The organism is Roseomonas sp. WA12, assembly GCF_054165765.1.
Map to the genome: position 1 here is coordinate 429483 of NZ_JBSTUI010000002.1, position 19920 is coordinate 449402.

Annotated in this window: 18 protein-coding genes and 2 pseudogenes; 7 read left to right on the top strand and 13 right to left on the bottom strand. The window is 64.0% G+C overall.

Going from position 1 to position 19920, the window contains the following annotated elements; translation table 11 throughout:
- Positions 1-141 precede the first annotated feature (141 nt).
- Positions 142-489 (bottom strand): annotated as a pseudogene (locus ACVBD7_RS24490) (DDE-type integrase/transposase/recombinase); the annotation flags it as partial.
- Positions 490-700: 211 nt separating this feature from the next.
- Between ACVBD7_RS24490 and ACVBD7_RS24495 the strand changes: the two are divergent.
- The 3 genes and pseudogenes from ACVBD7_RS24495 to ACVBD7_RS24505 form a co-directional block, all read left to right on the top strand.
- Positions 701-952, top strand: a pseudogene (locus ACVBD7_RS24495) (antitoxin Xre/MbcA/ParS toxin-binding domain-containing protein); the annotation flags it as partial.
- Entirely contained in the window at positions 949-1302 is a 354-nt protein-coding gene (locus ACVBD7_RS24500; protein ID WP_458098105.1) for an RES family NAD+ phosphorylase, read from the top strand. The pseudogene ACVBD7_RS24495 and the gene ACVBD7_RS24500, both read left to right, overlap by 4 nt.
- Positions 1302-1466 carry a hypothetical protein gene (locus ACVBD7_RS24505; protein ID WP_458098106.1) on the top strand — a complete coding sequence of 55 codons (165 nt, stop codon included), beginning with the start codon at positions 1302-1304 and terminating at the stop codon, positions 1464-1466. The genes ACVBD7_RS24500 and ACVBD7_RS24505 overlap by 1 nt, the downstream gene beginning before the upstream one ends.
- Positions 1467-1677: 211 nt before the next feature.
- Here the strand turns inward: ACVBD7_RS24505 and ACVBD7_RS24510 are convergent, their stop codons facing one another.
- The 10 genes from ACVBD7_RS24510 to ACVBD7_RS24555 all read right to left on the bottom strand — a co-directional run bounded on the left by ACVBD7_RS24510 (position 1678) and on the right by ACVBD7_RS24555 (position 14779).
- Positions 1678-2028 (bottom strand): hypothetical protein, encoded by a 351-nt coding sequence (locus ACVBD7_RS24510; RefSeq protein WP_458098107.1) that lies wholly within the window; start codon positions 2026-2028, stop codon positions 1678-1680.
- Positions 2025-2711: an AAA family ATPase gene (locus ACVBD7_RS24515; protein ID WP_458098108.1), complete on the bottom strand. Its 687-nt coding sequence runs from the start codon at positions 2709-2711 to the stop codon at positions 2025-2027. Before ACVBD7_RS24515 ends, ACVBD7_RS24510 begins: the two co-directional genes overlap by 4 nt.
- Before the next feature lie 2034 nt (positions 2712-4745).
- Positions 4746-5666, bottom strand: coding sequence for a replication protein RepA (locus ACVBD7_RS24520; RefSeq protein WP_458098375.1), 921 nt, complete (start codon positions 5664-5666; stop codon positions 4746-4748).
- 2242 nt (positions 5667-7908) lie between these two features.
- Complete coding sequence (locus ACVBD7_RS24525) at positions 7909-8265, bottom strand: DUF6634 family protein (protein WP_458098109.1); 357 nt, start codon at positions 8263-8265, stop codon at positions 7909-7911.
- A 133-nt stretch (positions 8266-8398) separates the two neighbouring features.
- A complete protein-coding gene (locus tag ACVBD7_RS24530) occupies positions 8399-8629 on the bottom strand; it encodes a hypothetical protein (protein ID WP_458098110.1) in 231 nt (76 codons plus the stop codon).
- Positions 8626-9936 (bottom strand): hypothetical protein, encoded by a 1311-nt coding sequence (locus ACVBD7_RS24535; RefSeq protein ID WP_458098111.1) that lies wholly within the window; start codon positions 9934-9936, stop codon positions 8626-8628. The genes ACVBD7_RS24530 and ACVBD7_RS24535 overlap by 4 nt, the downstream gene beginning before the upstream one ends.
- A 165-nt stretch (positions 9937-10101) precedes the next feature.
- Positions 10102-11265, bottom strand: a complete 1164-nt coding sequence (locus ACVBD7_RS24540; RefSeq protein WP_458098112.1) for an antitoxin Xre/MbcA/ParS toxin-binding domain-containing protein — start codon at positions 11263-11265, stop codon at positions 10102-10104.
- A gap of 1120 nt (positions 11266-12385) precedes the next feature.
- A complete protein-coding gene (locus ACVBD7_RS24545; protein WP_458098113.1) occupies positions 12386-12724 on the bottom strand; it encodes an H-NS histone family protein in 339 nt (112 codons plus the stop codon).
- A 493-nt stretch (positions 12725-13217) separates the two neighbouring features.
- Positions 13218-13544, bottom strand: coding sequence for a hypothetical protein (locus ACVBD7_RS24550; RefSeq protein ID WP_458098114.1), 327 nt, complete (start codon positions 13542-13544; stop codon positions 13218-13220).
- Positions 13545-14071: 527 nt separating this feature from the next.
- Positions 14072-14779, bottom strand: a complete 708-nt coding sequence (locus ACVBD7_RS24555) for an IS6 family transposase (protein ID WP_458098115.1) — start codon at positions 14777-14779, stop codon at positions 14072-14074.
- A 381-nt stretch (positions 14780-15160) separates the two neighbouring features.
- Between ACVBD7_RS24555 and ACVBD7_RS24560 the strand changes: the two genes are divergently transcribed.
- Together ACVBD7_RS24560 and ACVBD7_RS24565 are read left to right on the top strand one after the other, a co-directional pair.
- Positions 15161-15730, top strand: a complete 570-nt coding sequence (locus ACVBD7_RS24560) for a hypothetical protein (protein ID WP_458098116.1) — start codon at positions 15161-15163, stop codon at positions 15728-15730.
- 408 nt (positions 15731-16138) lie between these two features.
- Positions 16139-17173, top strand: a complete 1035-nt coding sequence (locus ACVBD7_RS24565) for a tyrosine-type recombinase/integrase (protein WP_458098117.1) — start codon at positions 16139-16141, stop codon at positions 17171-17173.
- A gap of 46 nt (positions 17174-17219) precedes the next feature.
- On the opposite strand, the gene ACVBD7_RS24570 is transcribed toward ACVBD7_RS24565, so the two are convergent.
- Complete coding sequence (locus ACVBD7_RS24570; RefSeq protein ID WP_458097907.1) at positions 17220-17414, bottom strand: hypothetical protein; 195 nt, start codon at positions 17412-17414, stop codon at positions 17220-17222.
- 19 nt (positions 17415-17433) lie between these two features.
- Between ACVBD7_RS24570 and ACVBD7_RS24575 the strand changes: the two genes are divergently transcribed.
- Together ACVBD7_RS24575 and ACVBD7_RS24580 are read left to right on the top strand one after the other, a co-directional pair.
- A complete protein-coding gene (locus ACVBD7_RS24575) occupies positions 17434-18174 on the top strand; it encodes a hypothetical protein (RefSeq protein WP_458098102.1) in 741 nt (246 codons plus the stop codon).
- Positions 18167-18997 (top strand): segregation and condensation protein A, encoded by an 831-nt coding sequence (locus ACVBD7_RS24580; protein ID WP_458098118.1) that lies wholly within the window; start codon positions 18167-18169, stop codon positions 18995-18997. The genes ACVBD7_RS24575 and ACVBD7_RS24580 overlap by 8 nt, the downstream gene beginning before the upstream one ends.
- Before the next feature lie 208 nt (positions 18998-19205).
- Here ACVBD7_RS24580 and ACVBD7_RS24585 read toward each other — a convergent pair whose 3' ends face one another.
- Complete coding sequence (locus ACVBD7_RS24585; protein WP_458098119.1) at positions 19206-19910, bottom strand: DUF1028 domain-containing protein; 705 nt, start codon at positions 19908-19910, stop codon at positions 19206-19208.
- Positions 19911-19920 lie beyond the last annotated feature (10 nt).

Consider the following 19920-nt stretch of genomic DNA (forward strand, 5'->3'; position numbering starts at 1 on the left):
CTGCTATCGCAAGCCGGCTGACGCTGCCGGCCTACCCTGCCGCTAGAATGGCAAGCGCGGTTGCCGCGCGACGGAGATGAAGCGTGCGGCGGCGGTTGGCGGGGATATGCTGGTCGTGCCGGTAGCGAGGGTGGAGGTGGTTGCGAAGTTCGTCGTCACTGCGGCAGAACCGGTCAGCTGAGGTGAAGCTCTTGAACCCACGCATGCATCGTATCCGGCCTTTGATGCCCCGGTGATCCTGCTCAAGCCGATTATCCTTGAAGGCGCTGTTGCGGTGTGTGACCCGCTTGCCCAGCGATGAGCGGATCGCCCGCGGGTAGGAGCCATGCCCGTCCGTGGTGACTTGGTCGGGGATGATACCTGTGGGGACTTGGCTAAGCGGAAGAACGTCTTCGCGGCCGCCATGTCGCGGTGCTCGCTCAGCATGGTGTCGTCGAGGTCACCGTTCCGGTCGATTGCCCGATACAAGTAGCACCAGCGTCCTCGGACTGCGCTCGTTGAACCCTCGCCCGCAACTGCGACACCGGAAGCGTCGGTGACCCTGGGCTGTACGGGCCCGCTGCTCCATCACCTTGGCCGAGCCGCAGTCCACGCACTCCATCTCAGGCTCCCGGCCGACCCTCACCCTGTCTGAAGCCTATCCACGCCTACCCCAGTTCGCCAATCCGCCCTTCTCTGGCGCGAGAGCTGACAGATCCGTCTGTCTCGCGAGGCCGTCTCGAAGGCCACCCGGGCTCGCTTCCAAGTGACACAGTCTCGACTTTGCGAGATGATTGAGATCCTGAACCGGGTTCGTCCTTGGGTCGGGACGCCGCAGTTCGCGTTTGCCTGGTACCGCTCGCAGCCCCTTCCCTCCTTCGGCGATCAGAAGGCTGGAGCCCTCGTCAAGGAAGGCCGAGCGGATGCAGTGAGGCGCTACCTCGATCGGATCGCGGTCGGCGGTTACGCGTGAGGCTGCGGCGGATTGTCTATTGGGCTCACAATCCCCACTGGGCTTTCGCTCCGACCTCTGGCGATGGCGCTGTCCGCTTCGGTGGGCGCTTCAATCCTGTTGGTTCTCCAGCTCTCTACACTTCTTGCCGTATGGAGACCGCCTGCCGAGAGGCGCAGCAGGGTATAACATTCAAGGCGCAGTTCCTGACCATCTGCGCCTACGAGGTGGACTTCGTTAACGTCGTTGACCTGATTGATGCCCAGGTCCGGTCCGCTCGGACGGTGGCCTCTACGGATCTCGCCGGTACGTGGGAGGATTTAGCGTTCAAGGCCAGGAGCCGCCGAGCTGGGCATTGGCACGTCAACTGATGGCCGAGGGAACGGCTGCCATTGTCGTCCCGAGCTTTGCTCCGGGTGCAGCTGAAGACGACCCAAACGTCGTTTTCTGGCGCTCGAGCGGTTCCCCTCCGCATAGGATCACAGTGGTCGATGACCAGGTTCGACTACCACGAGATCAGCAATTTTGGTCGTAGGGGACCGGCTAATGCTTGGCCGGTCCAGGCAACGAGCGGCCGATCTCTCCGGCCCCTAAGCTGCTCCTGGAGCTCGGTGCTTTTGGCTCAGTAAGCTACGTGTGCGTCCCCGCCCCTGCTTGCTGCGTAAGGCGATGGGAAGCAGGTCGGATCGACGCAGTTCTGAGCTGCTATCAGCTAGCTACCAGCTACCAGCTACAAAGGTGGAATCCTATTTCTGTCCCGCTCGCTCACGCTGTAGGGCGGCCACCGCATCAGCAAACACTAGCCCAAGAACATCACCGCTATCGTCAGCCAATTTGTAAAAAGCATCGAGATCCTCTTGCCGAACCTTCAGGTTAAGCTGCACGTTACGGCCAGTGCGATACCTTCGCTGCTCCCGTCTGGCGGGATCACTAACAGGAGGCAGTTTGTTCTGAGCAGCTAAAGGCTCCCGGCTTCGGAAGCCGGCGCCCTCCGCAACCCCCCTCACCTCTTCTGGGCGGGCTGGCGGTTTCGGCGTGAATCCGCTCAGGTCGAGGTCATCATCGCCACCAAACAGCTTGGCGCGCTCGCCGTTCATGCTGCAGCCTCCTTAACGGCCGGCTTCCTTAAGAGCGCAACTACCTCTGCCGCGAGCTCGCGAGCGTTCTTGAGCGCTGCCTCAAGGCCACCGACTTGCGTAGCATTCAGTTGCTCGAGCGTCCCGCCGAAGGAAAATATGGCGCGGAAGGCCTCTCTCTCATGCATTTGGGTTTTGAAAATCGGGATCCCTGCCCCCTCCAATTCTGCACGGATATGCTGCAGCGTTCTCGGGCGGATGGCGGCCGACGTGCGCGTGAACAGCACAGAATACGAAATGGCCCGCCCGAATGCTTTTTCCTGCTGTCGGATGAGGCGGATCGCCTTCGCTGCCTCCGCCGCGTCCAACTGGCTTCCCTGGACCGGAACAACGACGAGATCCGCGCGGCTGATGGCATAGGCGACCGTCATGCTCGCCGTGCCCTCGAGGTCAACAATGACGAATGGCGTAGTCTGGGCCGCCTTCTCGATCTCGTCGATAATTGTCGCCTCGGTCACTTCAGAAAGCACGGTCAGGCTTTCTGGGCGACCCGATCTCTCGGCCCAGGCGCTCAGCGGGCGGTTAGGGTCGGCGTCAATCAGCGTCACCTTCGCGCCGCGCTGCGCGAGCTGTGTCGCCAGCACTACAGAGCTCGTGGACTTCCCGCACCCCCCCTTGCTGCTGGCCATGCAGATCGTCGGCATAGTTGTCCCCTTCACATCTCACTCAGCCATTCCATGGCAGAGTTGCAGCAGCTGCATGGCGGGTGCTGAATGCTAGCGGAAGGTCGCCAGAGAGGCAGCGGAATGTCAACTGGTAGCGCCCTGTCACCTTCTGGGACGCTTCCGAGTAGCTACCAAGTATCTTTTTGTGCTCGGGTGGTGCGGGGAGGCTAAAGTGTGTCTCCGTCGGGACGAGGTGTTCCCGTCGGATCTACTCCGCCATCCCTTAGAAGAGTAAAAGTACTCTCCGGTTGGTTTCTGATAGCCACCAGTTAGTGGTCGGATAGGCACCTGACTGTCAACAGGTAGCGCCCTGCTATCCTCTGGGACGCTTTCCAGTAGCTACTTAGTAGCTCCTGGATAGATATCGGTCCGGGGAGGGGGCAGTGTGTCTCTGTCAGGTGTGGACATCCAAATTAGCTCGCCATCTCGATACATGCGCAGCAGTCCGGGATGCTGGTAGCTCTGACAGTGTAGTCTGGGGTGCCTGGGTGCAACGAGGTTGCTCGTTTGTGGCTAGTAGGGCCTGGCGTACTTTCCACGCTTCGACAATGAGTATCCAGCGCCTCGTAAGGGATTCCACTCGGCTAGCCAGACACTTCCTATTAGCTCTCTAGTGGCTAGCCGGCAGCTACCTGGCGTGGGCTCGCGAGGCCCATGCACCCCGATCTGAGCACTAGTGGGCGGTCGGGCTTGGACTTGTCGGACACAGCCGTGAAGTGGCTTTTGGAGGGCGGGCTTGCGCCACCTTGAACCAAATCAGTGCATCTTACCTCACCATCCAACCCTAAGATGGCGTCCTGATCACAGCGCCAGAGTTGTGAGAATGCTTCGGGTTTCGTGCTGCGAATCCTTTGGTGCCGCCCCTGGCAAGAAACGAGGCCAGTGCAATGCGAAGAGAAGTTTCAAGTAGCCCTCTAGTAGCCACTTGGTTTCGAAAAGCTGGATCGAGCAGATGCCGTCGCTTGTCCTAGCTAGTGTCGCAAACCTTGCTCGTGGCTGTTGTTTAGCTGGTGTGCTTTCGACGGCGAGAGGGGCGCCCCGTGATGCACAGACTGGATGCTCCGCAGTTGCCGCGTGGTACTTGAAGGCTATCCGAAGGCTACTTGATAGCTAATCATAGAATGGAGGCTTGCTGGGGGACCCCGAGCCGTGGCGGCCTCTCCCAGCTTCTAAGCCGTATCTGACGGCACGTCAGAAGCTACCGGCTAGCTACCGGTTCGCAGTCGTATAGCTCTCTAAGTGCAACTTGCTGGCCGTGGGCTGGAACTTCGGCATCCAAGTGGGAGCATCTCTCGTGCTATTTGCTGAGGAAGGCGCGTTAAAGGATTAAGGAAGGCGTCCTGTTTCTGCCGGTGGCGCGGAGGCGAGATCTCTGCGGGCCTTCCGTGCTGCTCTCGTTCGATCGACATGGCGGTTGCTCGTGTGCGCTCGGTTGCTGGAACAGTTCAGGAGCGTAGCTGTTTATGGGCCGGCTAAACTCACTCGCAGCTCCACATGGAGAAGCGGGGAGGGGCTTGTATGCTTCTGCCTGGCGAGATTGGGCAGGGAGGGTTCTCGAGGACTCCTCAATGTGCCCGTTGCGGCACTACAAGAGCCGAGCGTAGTAGAGCCGAGACCCGCCTTTAAGAGCTCGGCTTGTACCTCCGACAGCTATCAAAGGAGGTGTTCATGCCTGGACGATTGCAGTCCTGTAGCTACTAGATAGCTAATAGGTCGCGAAAAGATAGCAGTTAGATATCGCTCTGGGAACAACGGCGGCTAGGGTTGTTTTCCGCCTCTCCGTCAAATGTAACCCGCAGAGGCTGTCACTACGTCTCAGGACCGCGGAGCGTGAGCTTCAGATGGCCATGAGCCATGGCCATTTGCGATGATTTCCGAGAGGTCCGAGCACGGCATTTCGGGAAGTCTCGGGTTCTGAAGACGCTAACTTAGCGGCTAGCCGACCAGGAGATGAACAGATGCCGCCCCGATCTGCTGCACTTCTTACTCCGGCCCCGAGTAGTCCGATGTGAGTTACTTTACGGCTACCAGTTTCGGCGGCACCGCCGGCCGCGAGGGATGGAGTGTGAGACCCGCCGGTGATGAGAGCACCTTGGCCTCTGGATAGACAGCCATTGCTAGTTCCAGGTTCTGCTGAAACGTAGCGCGGAAGTGGTCCAACCGGTTGAACCCGGTTCCAAACTGGGCCTTCAACGCAACCCAAGTGATAGGGCAGGGCTTCTCGAGCACGTGGAGGCGATAAGCCAGCCAGCAGTAGATGTCCAAGGCCATAGAGCTTGCGTTCAGCCGTCTGATCGCCGCCTCTTGGAGGGGAACGGGATGTCGCTTCAGCTGCTCAAAGAAGCTTTCGGACAGCTTCGCCCTTTCGAGGAACAGGCTTCCCTGAGCTCCGTCATCTGAGTCCAGGAACAATGCCGTGTCGACGATGTGCTGATTTAAGAGGGCGCCGCGTCCGCCCTGGTTGATCTGGAAAGAGAGGCTGCAGTGGCTGATGCGCTCAGCCTGCTCTCGAACATCTTTTACGGTCTTTCCACCCCAGGCAATGTCCATCTTGCCAAGCCAGCTGCGTAGGGATTTCCCAAGCTCGACCTCGCGTGAGTTGGTCCTGATGGCCTCTGTTTGGAGATAGAGCATGATGAGCCGCGCCCGGGAGCCATAAGGCACACCAATCGGGATCGGTGCACTGTCGCGCACTGCGCGGCGTCCGGGCTGCACGAGAAGCATCACCCGCTCAGTCTGGACCTGCCAAGGAGCGTCGTCGGGAAGCCGTTTGTGGGGGAGGGCGGCCTGTGCCCAGCCAGAAAATAGGAAGCCGATGCCGCCTTCCTCGTCCGCCATGAAGTCGGCTGCCGCGTCGACCACACGACGGTCGATGTCCATCGAGAGCGCGCCCCGCCGTCCGCGGGTCTCGATGATCTGGTGCACCGTCCCCATCACAACGTGTCTCCCTATGCACCCTTCTTTTCGTCCGGAAGCTCTCGTTTGTCTCTGGGGACTTTACCGGGGGCAGCTACTAGGAAGGCTATTAGAGAATCTATTACTAGTTTGTCCCGCTGTTCCCCCCGGGATAGTTCCTGCGACTCGTTGACTCTTCATAGGTGCTCCCCGCCAGAGTCCCCAAACTGCCCGGTACAGTCCCCACCCGCTAGGTGGATGGCTTCGCGCTTCACGGGGCAGTCCACAGCTTCCGAGACTTGCGACTCGGGCAAGCGCACGGCCTCCTTCTGTTTTGGTTGGACGGACGGTCTTCCCGGCGCGCCTAGGCTCCCTCAGCGTCGAGCGGTAGGGCCGGTGCAGAGTTCGCCCTGATGGGGCACGGACCTAAGCGGTTGCCCCAAACTCCAGGCGCCTTGCCTGAGCGGCACAGAAAAGTTCAGGAGCGTGATCTCCATCGGGCGCAGCCTAAAGGCCGAACTTCGGCGTGAAGGCCCCAGTAGAGTCCCCACCTTGGTTTTCTGGCGGAAGGGCTTTGCCTGACCGCGACCTGAAGGTCGCAACTTAGGGATCCCGGTAAAGTCCCCACCTTAACAGCCTGTTGTTAGGTTCGGCTCTCTCCACCACTGCGCCCAATAGAAACAATGGCTTGGCGTCTGGGGCTCGGGTCTGGCGTTACGCTTGCTTCCAACGACTGTCAGCAGAATTCTGGCATGCTGTGGGTCCGCAGCAGCGCCCCTCCCCGGTAAAGTCCCCACTTCCGAAAACGCCGCTGGTCATTGTCGTCGTCCTCCAGGGCGTCGGGGGAGGGGGCGCGGATTTTACGAGGCAAACCCCGGCAAAGTCCCCGCCGCCAACTCTGCTGATTGTTCGAGCTATCGATCCGACGCTACGGCGGGCAGGGCGCCCCGGCAGAGTCCCCACCTTCTGATCCAGTGGTTAGGCGCGGCCCCAAGTCAGTATGCGTTCAAAGGTGGGGAAACCCTTTCCGAAGCGTGACCCCGGCAGAGTCCCCGATCCGCTGATGAGGATCGCATTGCACAAACGGTGGCGCAGACCGCAGGAAAGGGCATCACCCGGTAGAGTCCCCATTGTTCCGGCGGCGCGCTCGCGATCCATCGAAGATACAGCGGGCAAAGCCGCGGGCGGCCTGCCCCCGGCAGAGTCCCCAATTTCGCCGCCACAGAATGGCTCGCTTAGGCCGGATCGGCAGATCGCAGGACAAAGTTCCCGGTAAAGTCCCCAGGCATACTGGGGGCACCTTCCCCAATCCACTGGGGGCGAATTTTAATGGATCAGCCTTCTACTTAGCTCCCTTCAACGTGCCGGCTCGAGGGCCGGCGGCGTGCCCGGCGGAGCCGAGGAGGCCGAGGGACGCGAACCCGTCGAGCAGGGGAGCACCCGATGTTGTGAGCCAGCGCAACTGGAGTGGGCGGGGCCCACTTGATGAGTTAGAGGCCGACCTCGGGATCGGCACCTGTGTCGCCGCATGCGCGAGGTCCTGGAAAGTCTGGGCGACAAGGAGGCGGAACCACCTGCGGTGCTGTGGGAGGTGAGTAAAGGAGACGGTGAGAAGAGGCCCTCAGTAGCGAGGAGACAACGGCGCAGAGGACGCGGCGCGTGCTGCCGGCGGCGGAGTGCCCCCTAGTTCGCGCCCAGGCCGGTTCTGTCTCTCTTGCGCCAGAGGTGCCCGAAGTGGAAGGGCTACTGACCGTTTAGGGGCTGGCCGGGATCCTGAGATGGAATGCGTGGATTGCGGCTCGGTCGAGGTGACCGAGTGACGGGACCGCACAGGGCCACCAACCCGACAGTCTTCCTTGAAGAGGCGGTCATGCGCTTGGTCGACGAGGCTCCCGCGAAGGAATAGCACGTCCGGCGTACCGTCGGCGCTGGCTTGGCCGACCACGGCGAAGGGCGTTACCGAACGGTGGCAAGTCCCGGCGACGAGCAGCAGCAGCGAGACGACATGATGACGTGGCTCCGGGCTCGCCTACCTTCCGGCGAGTAGTATCCTATCGCCTCACCAGGACAGCGGAGGACTAGCTAGACGCTCTCCTCCTCGACAGCGCGCGCCATCACGGTCTGGAGGCGGCTGGCCGGTACGGTTGAAGTGCCCAGCTTACACGGGCTTTGGGCATATCCAACTCGCCTCGCCGGACACCGCGTCAAGCCAGCACGCCGTGTTGCGGAAGCTCGGCACCTCGTCACTTACCGCGTGGCGGCGGATGACGGTGCGATCGGGTCACTCCTCATCATTGATCTCCAGACCGCGCTGGAATTGTAAAGGCGTCTTGAGGCGGTAGAACCGACTGAGGGTTCGTGCCCAACCAGCTGTCGCGTCGACGGCCCAGAGATCCGTTGTCACTACAGGACCGGGCGGAAGGCGTGGGTGACCGAGGCCCATACCGGCGAGACACGGTACGGGACGGGTGATGATCTGCCAGGCATGAAGAACTGGCGCGCCGGCAAGCTGATCGGCGTTGGGCATGCTGCCGGCCGCAAGGCTGCGCAAGTCACCGATAAGAGCTTCCAATCGGGTGATCTGGAACTCCAGCTGCTGTCGGGCGAGGAGGTCAGGGGGGCCGTCGAGGCGGATCATGGGAATGGCAGGTTCCGTGAGAGCGCGCGATCTCTCGCTCGCAAAGGCGTCGAGCCTTTCCGAGCGATCGATCACGCGACTTGAAGGGGGAGGCCATGGTCCTGTCAGGGGCATGGCCGTGGTGGGTGTCGGGTCAGCCCCGGCCGTCGAGCCAGCCGAGGACGGAGGGGAGTGGGACGGCGAGGCGCAGGGCCCGACCGCCAGGCAGGAGGAGAAGGACGTCGCCGTCCCCATCCTCGCTGATCGCGACGACAGCCGTGGCGGCGAGGGCATGCCGGCGTCCATCGACGTCACGGACGATGACGAAGCGACCGCGTCGCTCGCCTTCGGTCAGTTCGTCCCGCAGGAATTCCGCCTCGCTCATCGCCGCATCCCTGAGCGGAGGGCGGCAAGGCGCGCGGTGCGGGCCCGGGCACGGCAGGCCCGAAGCAACGCCCGGGGGAGGGGGGTGCCACGCTCGCCGGCCAGGCGATGCGAGAGGGCGCCCTGCGTCACGCCGAGCCGGGCGGCGACCGTCGCGAGCGTTAGCGTCGAGCCTGGCCGGGAGTACGCCGTCAGCCACCAGCGGAGCAGGCGCGCGTCGGCAGCGGGCGCCTTGCGGCCGAGAGCCGCGCCCCGCAGGCGGTTATCCTCTCTCATGCGGGCCCGAACGGCACCGGCGAGTTCATCGGAGATCCCGTGCCGACGACGCCTGATGGATTCTTGCAGGCGACGAGGATCGAGCCCCCGGATGCGCGCGATCTCGGCCAGCCCCATGCCAGCCGGAGCGGCGAGATAGTTCAGCAGCGTCGCGATGACGGCCGACGCCGTGGCCTCCTCTGCCGCGGACCGGACAGCTTGGCGCCGGGCCTGTGCGGCGCGGGCCGCGGCGAGGCGTTCGGGATCGACGACCAGGTGGCGCGCCGTGCCGGCGAGGAGGCCGAGCAGCACCGCCTCGTGCACCCCGTGCCGGCGGCAAAGGGCACAGGTGGGGAGGCTCGGATCGGCCTCCGCGATGTCGGTGAGGAGATGGTTCAGCGCCTCCGGTGTGTGGCGTGGACGGGCGCTGGCGAGGGCCTGATGCAGGCGGTAGGCCGGATCCGCCTGGCGTGCGCGGCGCGCCATGGCCGCGCGATAGCGTTCCTCCCGGGAGACGAGGCGACCGACGGGCGCACTCTCGCCCCCCGGGCCCTGGTTCAGGAGAGCGGTGCCGAGGCAAGTTCGCAGTCCTGCAACGAGGGCGACCTCGGCCGCTCCGATCGCGTGGATGGGATGCATGCCGACGAGGCGCATCACCAGGGTTTCACCCTGCTCGGCCATACGGCGGAGCCGGGTCTCCAGCCGGATATTGGAGCCCTCGCGATGCCGGGCAAAGGAGACGTGCGCGGCAAGGCGGGTGGCGGGATTCTGACTGGTAAAGCCCGCGTAGAAGGGCTCTGGGTCGTTGAGGCCGGACATCTGGTACAGCCAAGCCATTCCCACGGGGGGCTTGGTCGGCAGATTGCCGAAGGGAATGACCGTGCGATGCAGGAGCAGGGCAGGGTAGGGGGTGAGCGCCTGCGCCCCTGCCTGGGAGCGCTTGCGCCGGCCGCCACGTCCGTGACGGAGGCTGAGGCGAAGCTGACGGGAGTCGGTTGTCCCGCTGGTGCGGCGCCGGAAGTGGGGCCGCCCAGGTGTCCTCTTGCGTGTCATGTCGTGTTGATCCTCGTGGGGGGCGACGGAATGCCGCCCCGGCCGCAGGGCGCCGGGCGGCATCCGTGCCCTCCACAGGCTGTGATCCTTCTGTTCCTCCTCACTGGGTCCCTGCGGCAGGGCTGCGGGGACACGGCTGCCCGGGCTGACAGCCGTGCTCCGGGTTCAGCTGTCGCCGTCGGCGGGAGGGAAGCCGGCATCGCGCAGGCGCCGGCGAAGGGCATCGACGTCGCGAAGCAGCCCTAGCGCCCGATGCAGCCCGCCCGGGGTGGTGGCGGCGGCGAGCGGGGTGAGGTGGCCGAGCCAGGGCGTGCGCGCGGTCAGCCATTGGCGCCGGGCGTCGGTGTTGTGGATGACCCGCTCGGTCCGGACGAGGAGCTCTGCGACGCGCCCTCGGACAGCCGTATCCTCGTCGCCATCACCGTCCCAGACCCAGCGCAGGAGCGCGTCCCAGGAGGGGAAGGCGATCGCCGGAGGCGGAACCTCGGTTCCGTCGCAGAAGCGGGTCAGCGCCTGCCGCAACGCAGCCTCGATCGGGAAGGAGGAGGTGCGACGGCCATCCCCCGCACCTGCCGCGCGATGCTCCCCCGCGAGCAGCGCGAGCACGGCAAGGAGACCGCCGAGCCCACCGTCGAGCAGGCGGGTGATGGGCGCGCGGCCACCGAGCCCCGGGTGGGCGCGCGTCATCCAGTCGAGACGCCGCTCCGCCGAGCGGAAGAGGCGGCGAAGGGCGTGGTCCAGGGCGAGGAGGAGGCCGATGCGCCGACGCGTCCCAGACGGCAGGGGGATCGCCTCGTGGCGGAACCAAGCCTGTGCCGTCTCGTCGTCCGGGTTGCCGAGAAGGTGGCGGATCGCGTCATTGTCCAAGGCCCAGCCGTCGCCGGCCCGCCAGACGCGCCGGAGGAGGGCACTGAGCAGCGCGGGAGGCAGGACCTCGCCGCTCGCTGCGAACTCGCTCCCAGCGGCCTCCAAGTCGCGCAGCACCGACCATAGGGCCATGCCGTTCAGGCGGTCGGGCCGTCCATCGGTGTCGAAGGTGATGAGGGTCGCGAGGGCGGCCGCCTTGACTTGGCGTTTGAGGGCTGTTGGGGCAGGGAGGTCGCAGACCGCCTCCAGGAGCCGGTGCCGCCGATGGACGAGCCGAACTTGGCGGTGGTGGAGGCGCTCAGCAGCGGCGAGGTCGCCCCGGCGTTCGGCCCGGCGCTCCTGGGCTGCGAGGGCCTCAGTGCGACGCTGGACCGCGGCGACGCGGGCGCAGAGGCCGAGCAGGCGCGCGTGCGGGGCAGGGGAGAGGACGTCAGTGGCCCGACCGGCCAGGGGCGGGATCATCGGAAGATCCCCGAGACCGGCCGGCTACCAGGGCCGGTATCCGAAAGGGGACGGTGCCGAGGGATGGGGGAGGCGCATCCAGTTCCCCCTAGGCGGCGCTCCACGTCTCGGCTGATGGAAGAAGAACTGCCCCGCCCAAAGGGCGGGGTGTTGGTGCGAGATGACATACAAGCTTGTCCATTCGCGGCGGCGGCAGGAGGCCGAGGCCGGCCCCAGGCCCGGACCTCGGCTCCTGCCGCCGCCGCGAGGACGGAAAAGTTGGCCCACGGGCTGATTCGAGCATCTTCGCAAGAGCGAAATGTTTTCGGCAGTGCAGGGGTAGCTGGCGGCCCTCGTTGGTTTCTTGCGGACAAGGACTAGGGCACAAGGAATCAACAATGACGTCCTCAAACAATGATCTACTACAGGAGCAGTTTAGGCTGAAGACGATCGTCTATCTCCGAAGCTGCCCCAGCGAGCCCGAGGCATCAGCCAGGGCCCTGGAGCGCCAGAGGACGGCACTGGCACGAGAGCTTCCAGACGCGGAGATCGTGGCCGAGTTTGTCGAACAAGAGGGGGAAGGTGATGAGCGCCGCGCTTGGGTCGAGGCGCAGCGGCTGCTGCACACCCTGCTGGCGGAAGAGTGGACGGAGTTCGTGACAGTCACGCGAGCTGCAATCGGGTCAGGGCAGCCGATGGTTCGGGATCCTGAGCTGCCGTCAGAAATCCTAAATCCGCCGGACGGGCAACCTAGGTTTATAGCTCCAGATCATGAACTCGCTGAGGTGATTGATCGGGCGCCGGAAGCCATCGCCGTCGACGTGGAACCAGATGGTGGGCCGCGCCTGGGGGTGTCACCCCTTACGGTCAGCAGGAGGAGTCACTCAAGCCATCGGTATCGGTATTGGCACCTCCTGCAAGGATCCTGCCTCCGATATTAGAAGGGACGGCGTCAAGTTATTCCGCATCGGTTATTGCTCTGCGCATGATAACAGACTCAAGCCTTGAACCGTCTTATGGCTGTTTTCCCGCAAATGATAGATTGTGGCCAAAGGCAGTACGTTCAGCTTTTTAGCGACCCAATAAAAGCGGATACCTGGCGGGAAACATGACCTGGGAAAGCTCCCCCCACGGCATCGGATCAGACGGCGAAGTCCTCTTTCTTCCTGCCGTGCTGAACGGCATCAGTGAGCCACTTGGGCATGCGGCCGCGGCCGCTCCACGTCTCGCCCTGCTCATTGCGGAACTTGGCAGCAATTACACCGCCCTTGTCGGCCCGGTGCTTCCGCACGTTGGTGCCGGGCGAGGTGATGAGGTCGCTGAGATCCAACCCGAGTTGCCGAGCCTTCTCGGTCATCTCCTCCACCAGCTGGGCGCGGGCTTGGCCCCTTTTGTTACCAAGGGCGACTTTTGCCTCCTCAATGAGCTGGATGAGTTCCGGGACGCTCAGCTTGTCCAAGTTGATGTCAGACTTCGCCATAGATCCTCCAGTAAATTTCAGTCACGCGAAGGTAGACCAATTTTCCATTTTAAACTAGCCTTAGTTGCGGATTTTTTGATCTGACCCTAGTTTATGGGGAGCACTCTACCAGCCTGATCCACGAAGTTGAGCTCTGAAGAGAACCCTCCAAATGGCGATCAGATGGACAAGGTTGGCCGGAAGCGGATGGCATGCTCTAGGGCACGCAGAGTGTGAAAGCGGCTATGCCAGTCCGCTGTACGACTATGCGAAATTAACAAGCTTTTGAATTCCGGTTATTTCGTGTTGAAGTGTGCTATTCACCCGTGTCGGTCTCGGTCCTGGACGAGTGTGCAGAAGCGGCCACCACATTCGTGTGGGACGGAGGCGCGGAGCGGCTCCGTCCCAACTCGTCCCTAATTGAGACAATTGTTAAACCTCCCCGACGGTCCCCCCACCAAATTGGCTGTGCCATAGATTGGCGAGGTGGCCTAGGGAGGAGGGGCGTTGTGGCTTATGTCGCTTTATGTCCGTGCCGAAGAGCGTAGGCTTGCTCTTCGGCGTAGGTCGCCATGCTCTTCAACTGCGTCAGTAGACGATTGCATATCCATTCGATCGCATCGACTTTTCTAGCGTGCTCAATTGTGTCGTCTTTCGGCAAAGATGCGCGCGTGAGGTCTTGCAGTGCGATAACGCCGCAGGCGACATCGGTGAGTTCGCTGTCCAGCTTATCGAACGCGTCATGCAGATGGCTTGGGTAGCCCATGCTGGGCTCTCCCGGGCTGCAGTGATCAGCAGATGCGCCAGCACTGCCCTGGTTCTTCTGATTGTCGTTGCACATGATGAGGCTCACGGTAGCACGGGCGCGGAAAGCTGCGTGGCATCGACGGCGTCGGCCCGTGTGGGGATGAATGGCTGATCCTCCGTCCCGTTGATACAGGGGAGGCTGGGCGGCTTCCCTGGACAACCAGGGGAATTCCAACCACGACGACACCGCCGATGCCGGCGGGCGGAGCAGGCCATCAACCCCCTACGGGATAACAGGCGAAGCTGGAGACGCTCTCAGGCGCGTCATCCAAGGGCCGACACCACGCGGATAGAAGGCCAAATGTCCTGAGCCAACAGAGACACGAGCGCGCAAAGCACTACGGTCTGAGTTCAGATATGTGTACATACCTCGCCGAGTTCAAGCGGGTTTCGAAAACATTGAGCGATGGCATGGCCGCGCCGGCCACGAGGCGTCCGGAGACATCCGTGGCTACCAGACGATTTTGAACTCCTTCACTGGACGTCTACGGCACTAGTAGTCAAAACGGCTTTGTCAGGTTGGGGACGTAGGAGGCAAGGAGCATCGAGCTGGCGCAACCCTCACATCGTCGGTGCAGTCCCGGTCACATCGCGCCAAGCGCTGAACGCGGCGCTGAGGGCGTCGCGGTGTTGGTCGGCGGTCAGGCGGTGACGACGGAGCTGGAAGTGGTTGTGGATCCGGCAATGGGTGGAGAGGAATCGCTGTGCATGACGCGGTGACTTGAACCGCTGCATCTGCCGTTCTCGTCGTCGTGTCGGCTGGTGTGACACCTCGGCGCGGTTGTTGAGATAGCGGCTTTGCCGATGCTCCGCGCCCGGCAGGATCTCGCGCTTCGCGGCAGCGTAGCTGCGCAGCTTGTCCGTCACGATCACGCGGGGCACGTACTGCAGTCCCTTCAGAAGCTTGCGGAAGAACCGCTTGGCTGCCGTGGTATTGCGTCGGCTCTGGACCAGAATGTCGAGCACGTGACCGTTCTGATCCACCGCGCGCCAGAGGAGATGCTGCTTTCCGCGGATGCGGATGAACACCTCGTCCATGTACCACTTGTCGCCCGGCCGTGGCCGGCGTCGCTTCAGCTCGTTCGCGAACAGCCGGCCGAAGCGCAGGCCCCAGTCCCGAATGGTCTCGTAGCTGACCACGACCCCTCGCGCGGCCAGGATCAGCTCGACGTCACGCAGGCTGAGGCTGAAGCAATGGTACAACCACACCGCATGCTGGATTACCTCGGCCGGATAGCGGAAGCCTCGGTAAGGGCTGGGGGGCGTCATGCAGCCGAGACTGCCACCGTCCTGCCGAGCCCGCTAACCTGACAAGGCCCGTCGAAGTCCAAATCCGCTGCTCCATCCTGAACACGCATAGCGCCCTCAGTATGCCGAACGCCGTCGCTCGCGCATGATCAAAGTCAACAAGAGGGAAGTGCGTCTGCAACATGACTTAAGCAACACGGCGATTTGACGATGTAAGTACGGCTGCAGAAGGTGCTACCGGTAAGGTCGCATGATCCAAAGGTGATCAATCAAATGCGGAGGTCGATGGCTATGCATTTTGGTGAGTATATACTTGACAAATATATCTCCCCGAAATTATCGTTGTTAGTAAACTGCAATCCTCCGGAAGTGCTACAGCTTCCTCCGTATAGAAGCTCTCTGGTGCTGAACCATGCCTTCGTCGGAGTCGGATATGCCCGGCATGTAATGATCGCTATTTCTGTTTTCTTGAATCGACTCCGCAAGGCGACAGAGGCGTACAGGCTCGGAACTTTGGAAATCCGCAAGTACGTGGCGTCTTTACATAATCATGAGCAGCTCGACGCTCATGCCCGCTCGTTGTCTCACTTCGAGACTTGTGTTTTGGAGACATGTCTATCTGCTGCCGCACTGAATGCTGTTAGCAATTTCTTGGGTGCGTCACCGCTATTCAGCAATGGCGACGGCTCTGCCTTCGATCGTGTCCGTTGCATCACGAACCGCATCAAACACTTTGAAGACGATATTCAGGACGCAGCGCGAAAACGGCAAACAGTCCCGCTAGCGCCGATGTGGGTGGTGCAAGATGGTATTGAATGCGCGGCATGTTCTGTCACCTTCAAAGAGTTGGCTACCCTACTTACGGGTATGGCGGAGGATGCAGAGGAGTTAAGCGAGAAGCGACCTGCAGCATTCGCTCAAAGTCGCCGGCAGGAACTGGCCGAGCGTAACCCGCCTCTTAAACCTTCCTAGGCTGGTGACCCAATGGGTGAAGCTGTACTTGGGCCTATCGAGATAGGGCTGAACTTGCCTTGAGAGTATTAAGGCTTGTTATTGACTGTCTGAGACAGGCTTGGCAGGGCTGGGATGATTAGCCAAGCTCCTACAGTAATTCTTTCGGGATCGCCAATCTTACGTATCTCACGCGTGCGGCCTCTCGACGAATTCGGTACTGATCTACACGTTCAACTCGCCCCTTTGTTTCGACCCGAAGGATGGAGCTTCGGTAGACCCGCATGCTCTGTATGTAGATAGAAAGGCGGTGCTGCTACGTCTATTTCGGCGACCGAAGAGGGCAGGGAGTTTGAGACCGGTGGCCGGGACAACCATGAAAAATCGAGCAAAGTCTGGCCGAGCAGAGCCCGTCGGTGCGGGGCCGGCGTGCTGAAGCTGCCCGCCGGTTCTGGCGTGACGCCGCTTTCCCCGACGGTGCGCCGCCTCCTTCAGGGCGCGCTCTCGCTCGAGGCGCTGGCCATGCTCTCCGGCCCGGCCGGCGAGGCGGTGGCGCAGGCGGCCGGCTACGCGGGCCGGGCGCTCTCGGACAACACCAAGCGCGCCTATGAGGGCGACTGGCGTGCCTTCTGCGCCTGGTGCGAGGCGGGCGGCATCGCCCCCCTCCCGGCCGCTCCCGTTGTGGTCGCCGGCCACCTCGCGAGCCTGGCCAAGACGCTGGGCCGCAGCGGGCTACGCCGGCGCCTCGCCGCCATCGCCCACCAGCACCGTCAGGCCGGCCACCCCTGGGAGACCCGGCACCCGGCGATCGCAGCGACGATGCGCGGCATCCTCGCGACTCACGGCAAGGCGTCCCGCCCTGCCGCCGCCCTCACTTCAGTCGAGGTGAAGCGGCTGCTCGCGGCCTGCGGCACCGACACGGCCGGCACCCGCGATCGCGCGCTGCTGCTGCTGGGCTTCGCGGGCGCGCTGCGGCGCTCCGAGCTGGTCGCGATCGACCGAGAGCACCTGCGCTTCACGACCGAGGGGATGACCGTGTTCATCCCGCGTTCCAAGCGCGACCGGGAAGGGGAGGGGGCCACGATTGGCATCCCTCGAGGCCTGAACCCGCTCTCCTGCCCGGTGCGGGCCATGGAGGAGTGGCTCCGGCAGACGCGCACGGAGTGGGGGCCGGTGTTCCGTCGCCTCAGCGCTGGGGGCGCACTGGAAGACCGGCTGAGCCCGCAGGGGGTGTGGAAGATCCTGCGCCGTCGGGCGGAGATGGCTCGACTCACGGTGGATGAGACCGAGCGCCTCTCGCCCCACGGACTGAGGGCCGGGTTCATCACCGAGGCCTACCTCAAGGGTGCCCTCGACGAGCAGGTCATGCATCACGCGCGGCAGCGGAGCATTGCCACCACCCAGGGCTATCGCCGGCGGGCCAAGATCACCCAGGACAGCCCGGCACGGCTGCTCGACCTGTGAGGGGCGGCCGGCAGCCCGGGCGGGCCCTCGTTAGAGGGCGCGCTGGTCAGCGGTTCAGGACGCGGCGTCCGTCCTCATATGCGGCCTCGGCACCCGCAAAGCCCTGCGGCGCGCGCGAGACCAGCGTCGACCCGCGCCAGATCGACCAGCGCCAGTTGTTCCGGCCCGCGCCCTCCTTGCTGACCTGGATCTCCAGCGTATCCAGAGGGTCCTTCGTGGGGGCGGCCGGTTTGAACAGCATCGTGGCTTCCTAGAAGCGCATGAGCGCGATGCCAAGCGATGAGAGCGCCACCGTCGCGCCGGAGCCGAGAGACCCCGCGTCGCCCCTCTGGCAGCCCACACCGATGCCGGTGGACTGGCTGTGGAACGTCGTGACTGCCGGCGGGCCCTCGGAACGCGTGGAGGCGTTCCGCCAGGCCGCGGCCGGCTCAGGCGTGATCCCCTGGGCTCTGGACCTTGCCTCGCTGGAGGAGGAGTTCCTGCTGCCCATGGCCGGACCCCAGGACGGGGTGCGCGCCATCAGCCTCTCCGGCGCCAAGATCCTCGCCCGGAGGCTGCGGGACGCCGCGGCCGCCAACCACCAAGCGGCGCTGGCCCGGCTGACCACCGACCGGCGCTGTCCCTTTGACCTGCACCGGCTCCTGCCAGTGCCGCCCTCCGTCCTCGCTCTCGGACCGGAGGAGGCCGTGAGTCGGAACTGGCTCCAAAGCCACTGGGGCGTGACCCGTCCGCTCCGGCACGTCGAGGCGCTGCCGAGCACGCTGGACGGGCGGAAGAGAAAGATGGGGCAGCTGCGGGTCGGGTTCTGGTCGGCCGACTGGTCGCCCTGGGCCGCCATCCTGCGCCTCCGCCGCGCCTGGCCCGACCTCTCCGTGGAGCTGCAGCCGCACTATCCCGGCTCGGCACGGGGCGAGACGCTGGAGCAGGACAGCCGGGTACCCGCACGGGAGGCGGCCGGGCGAAAAGGTGGAGTGCGAGTCGGGGCGCGCCGCCGTGGCTGAGCTCCCGGCCACCGCGGAGGCTGAGGTCTGGGAAGGGAAGGGGAGGGCGGCGCAGTCCCAGCTGACCCATGCCACGCCGCGGCTGAGCGTGGAGGGCTTCGAGGGCCCGCTCGACTTCCTGCTGGAGATGGTGCGGCGCCAGCGGGTCGACCTCGGGCGGCTCTCGATCCTGAGCCTGACCGATCAACTGGTCGCCGCCATCGAGGACGGGGGAGGGCGGATCCCGCTGGAGCGTCGCGGCGACTGGCTGGTCATGGCGAGCCAACTCCTGCTGCTCAAGGCGCAGCTCCTGGCGCCCACGAGCCCGGAGGAGGCTGCGGACGCGAGGGTGGCCGCTGCACGCCGGCTCGAGCTCCTGGACGAGCTCGCCCGCATGCGAGCCGGCGCCGACTGGCTGGCGGCGCGACCGCAGCTCGGGCGGGTGGTGTTCGGCAGGGGGCAGGGCGCGCCACCCCAGGCCCGGCCGCAGGCTGAGCTGTACGTGGCCTTCCTGGAGACGACGCTTGCCATGCTGGAGGGGAGGGAGGGCAGGGGGGCTGAACCAGCGCCGGTCTACCAGCCCCGCCCCCCCGACCTCTGGCGCATCCCGGATGCGCTCCGGCGCATCGCCGAACTACTCAAGCAGCACCCGACCGGATTGGCGCTGGAGCGCTGCATGCCACAGTTCCCGTCGCATGCATCTGATCGCATAATCCGCCTACGGACGGCGTATGCGAGCACCCTCGTCGCCGGGCTCGAACTGGCGCGAGATGGTGCGGTCACGATCGAGCAGGTGACGCCATTCGGAGCGGTCACAGTTATGCCTGCGAGTGCCAACACCTGATTGGAGAGCTACAGGGTGAATGCTTGAGGCCTACATTTTGAATCCCTTTGCCCGCAGCAGTAGGAACTCGGCGCAAACCTTCTCTGGGCGGCAGCCTTCCCGCACTGCGGCCGAGACTGCCGCAGGATGGAGACTGTCGCTGCCTTCCTCGCCGGTCCTTTTGCCGCCTGGGAGCGCCATCATGGGGCGAGCGGACCTGTGAACGTTTTTACAGCTGCACGACTTTAGCCAACGCTGCGGCCGTTGCCGCCTGCCGTTCTGCCAGGGGCCGCACGGCATCTGGCCGGAGCACCTGCGTTACGTAGTGCTCCACTTCCGGCTCATAGAGCATCCAGAGCTTGCGAAGTTGGAGAAGCGGATGCTCCTGATGGTCGACGCGCAGATCGACGAGTGGCCAGTCGTAACGATTTACGATCAGCAGGGCAGAGGACATGATCGGCTGGGTCTCGCCGCCAGCCGCCAGCCCCGCATCCACCGCCGCGAGCAAGCGCTCCGCAAAAGAGCCCCTCGCAGCCATGTAGCCGGTGACCGTCGCCGCCGGCACCCCGTCATGGGCAATGACATTCCCAATCGAGACGCATCCTGGCCCCTCGGCGCCCGCATTGTAGCCCTTTATATCGGTGCCACAGTGAAAAGCGGTGCCGCCGTTCCGGTCCACTACGCCCACCTGCCGAAACTGGGGATACTCGCTTCCCGCCACCAGCGCGGCCACCGTCTCCTTTGCGGAAAGACCGGAAGCAAGCAAGTCTAGGCCGAGCGGCCCCAGGCGGATGTCGCTGCGGTACTGCGTCGTCACCGCACCCACCCCGGCCCGCGCCCAGGGGCACCGATTGCCCACGGCAATGGAGGAGGTGGTGATCGCGATGCCGAACATCCCCGTCTCGGGGCAGCGGGCGGCGAGCGAAAAGGTCACGGCGCGTCTC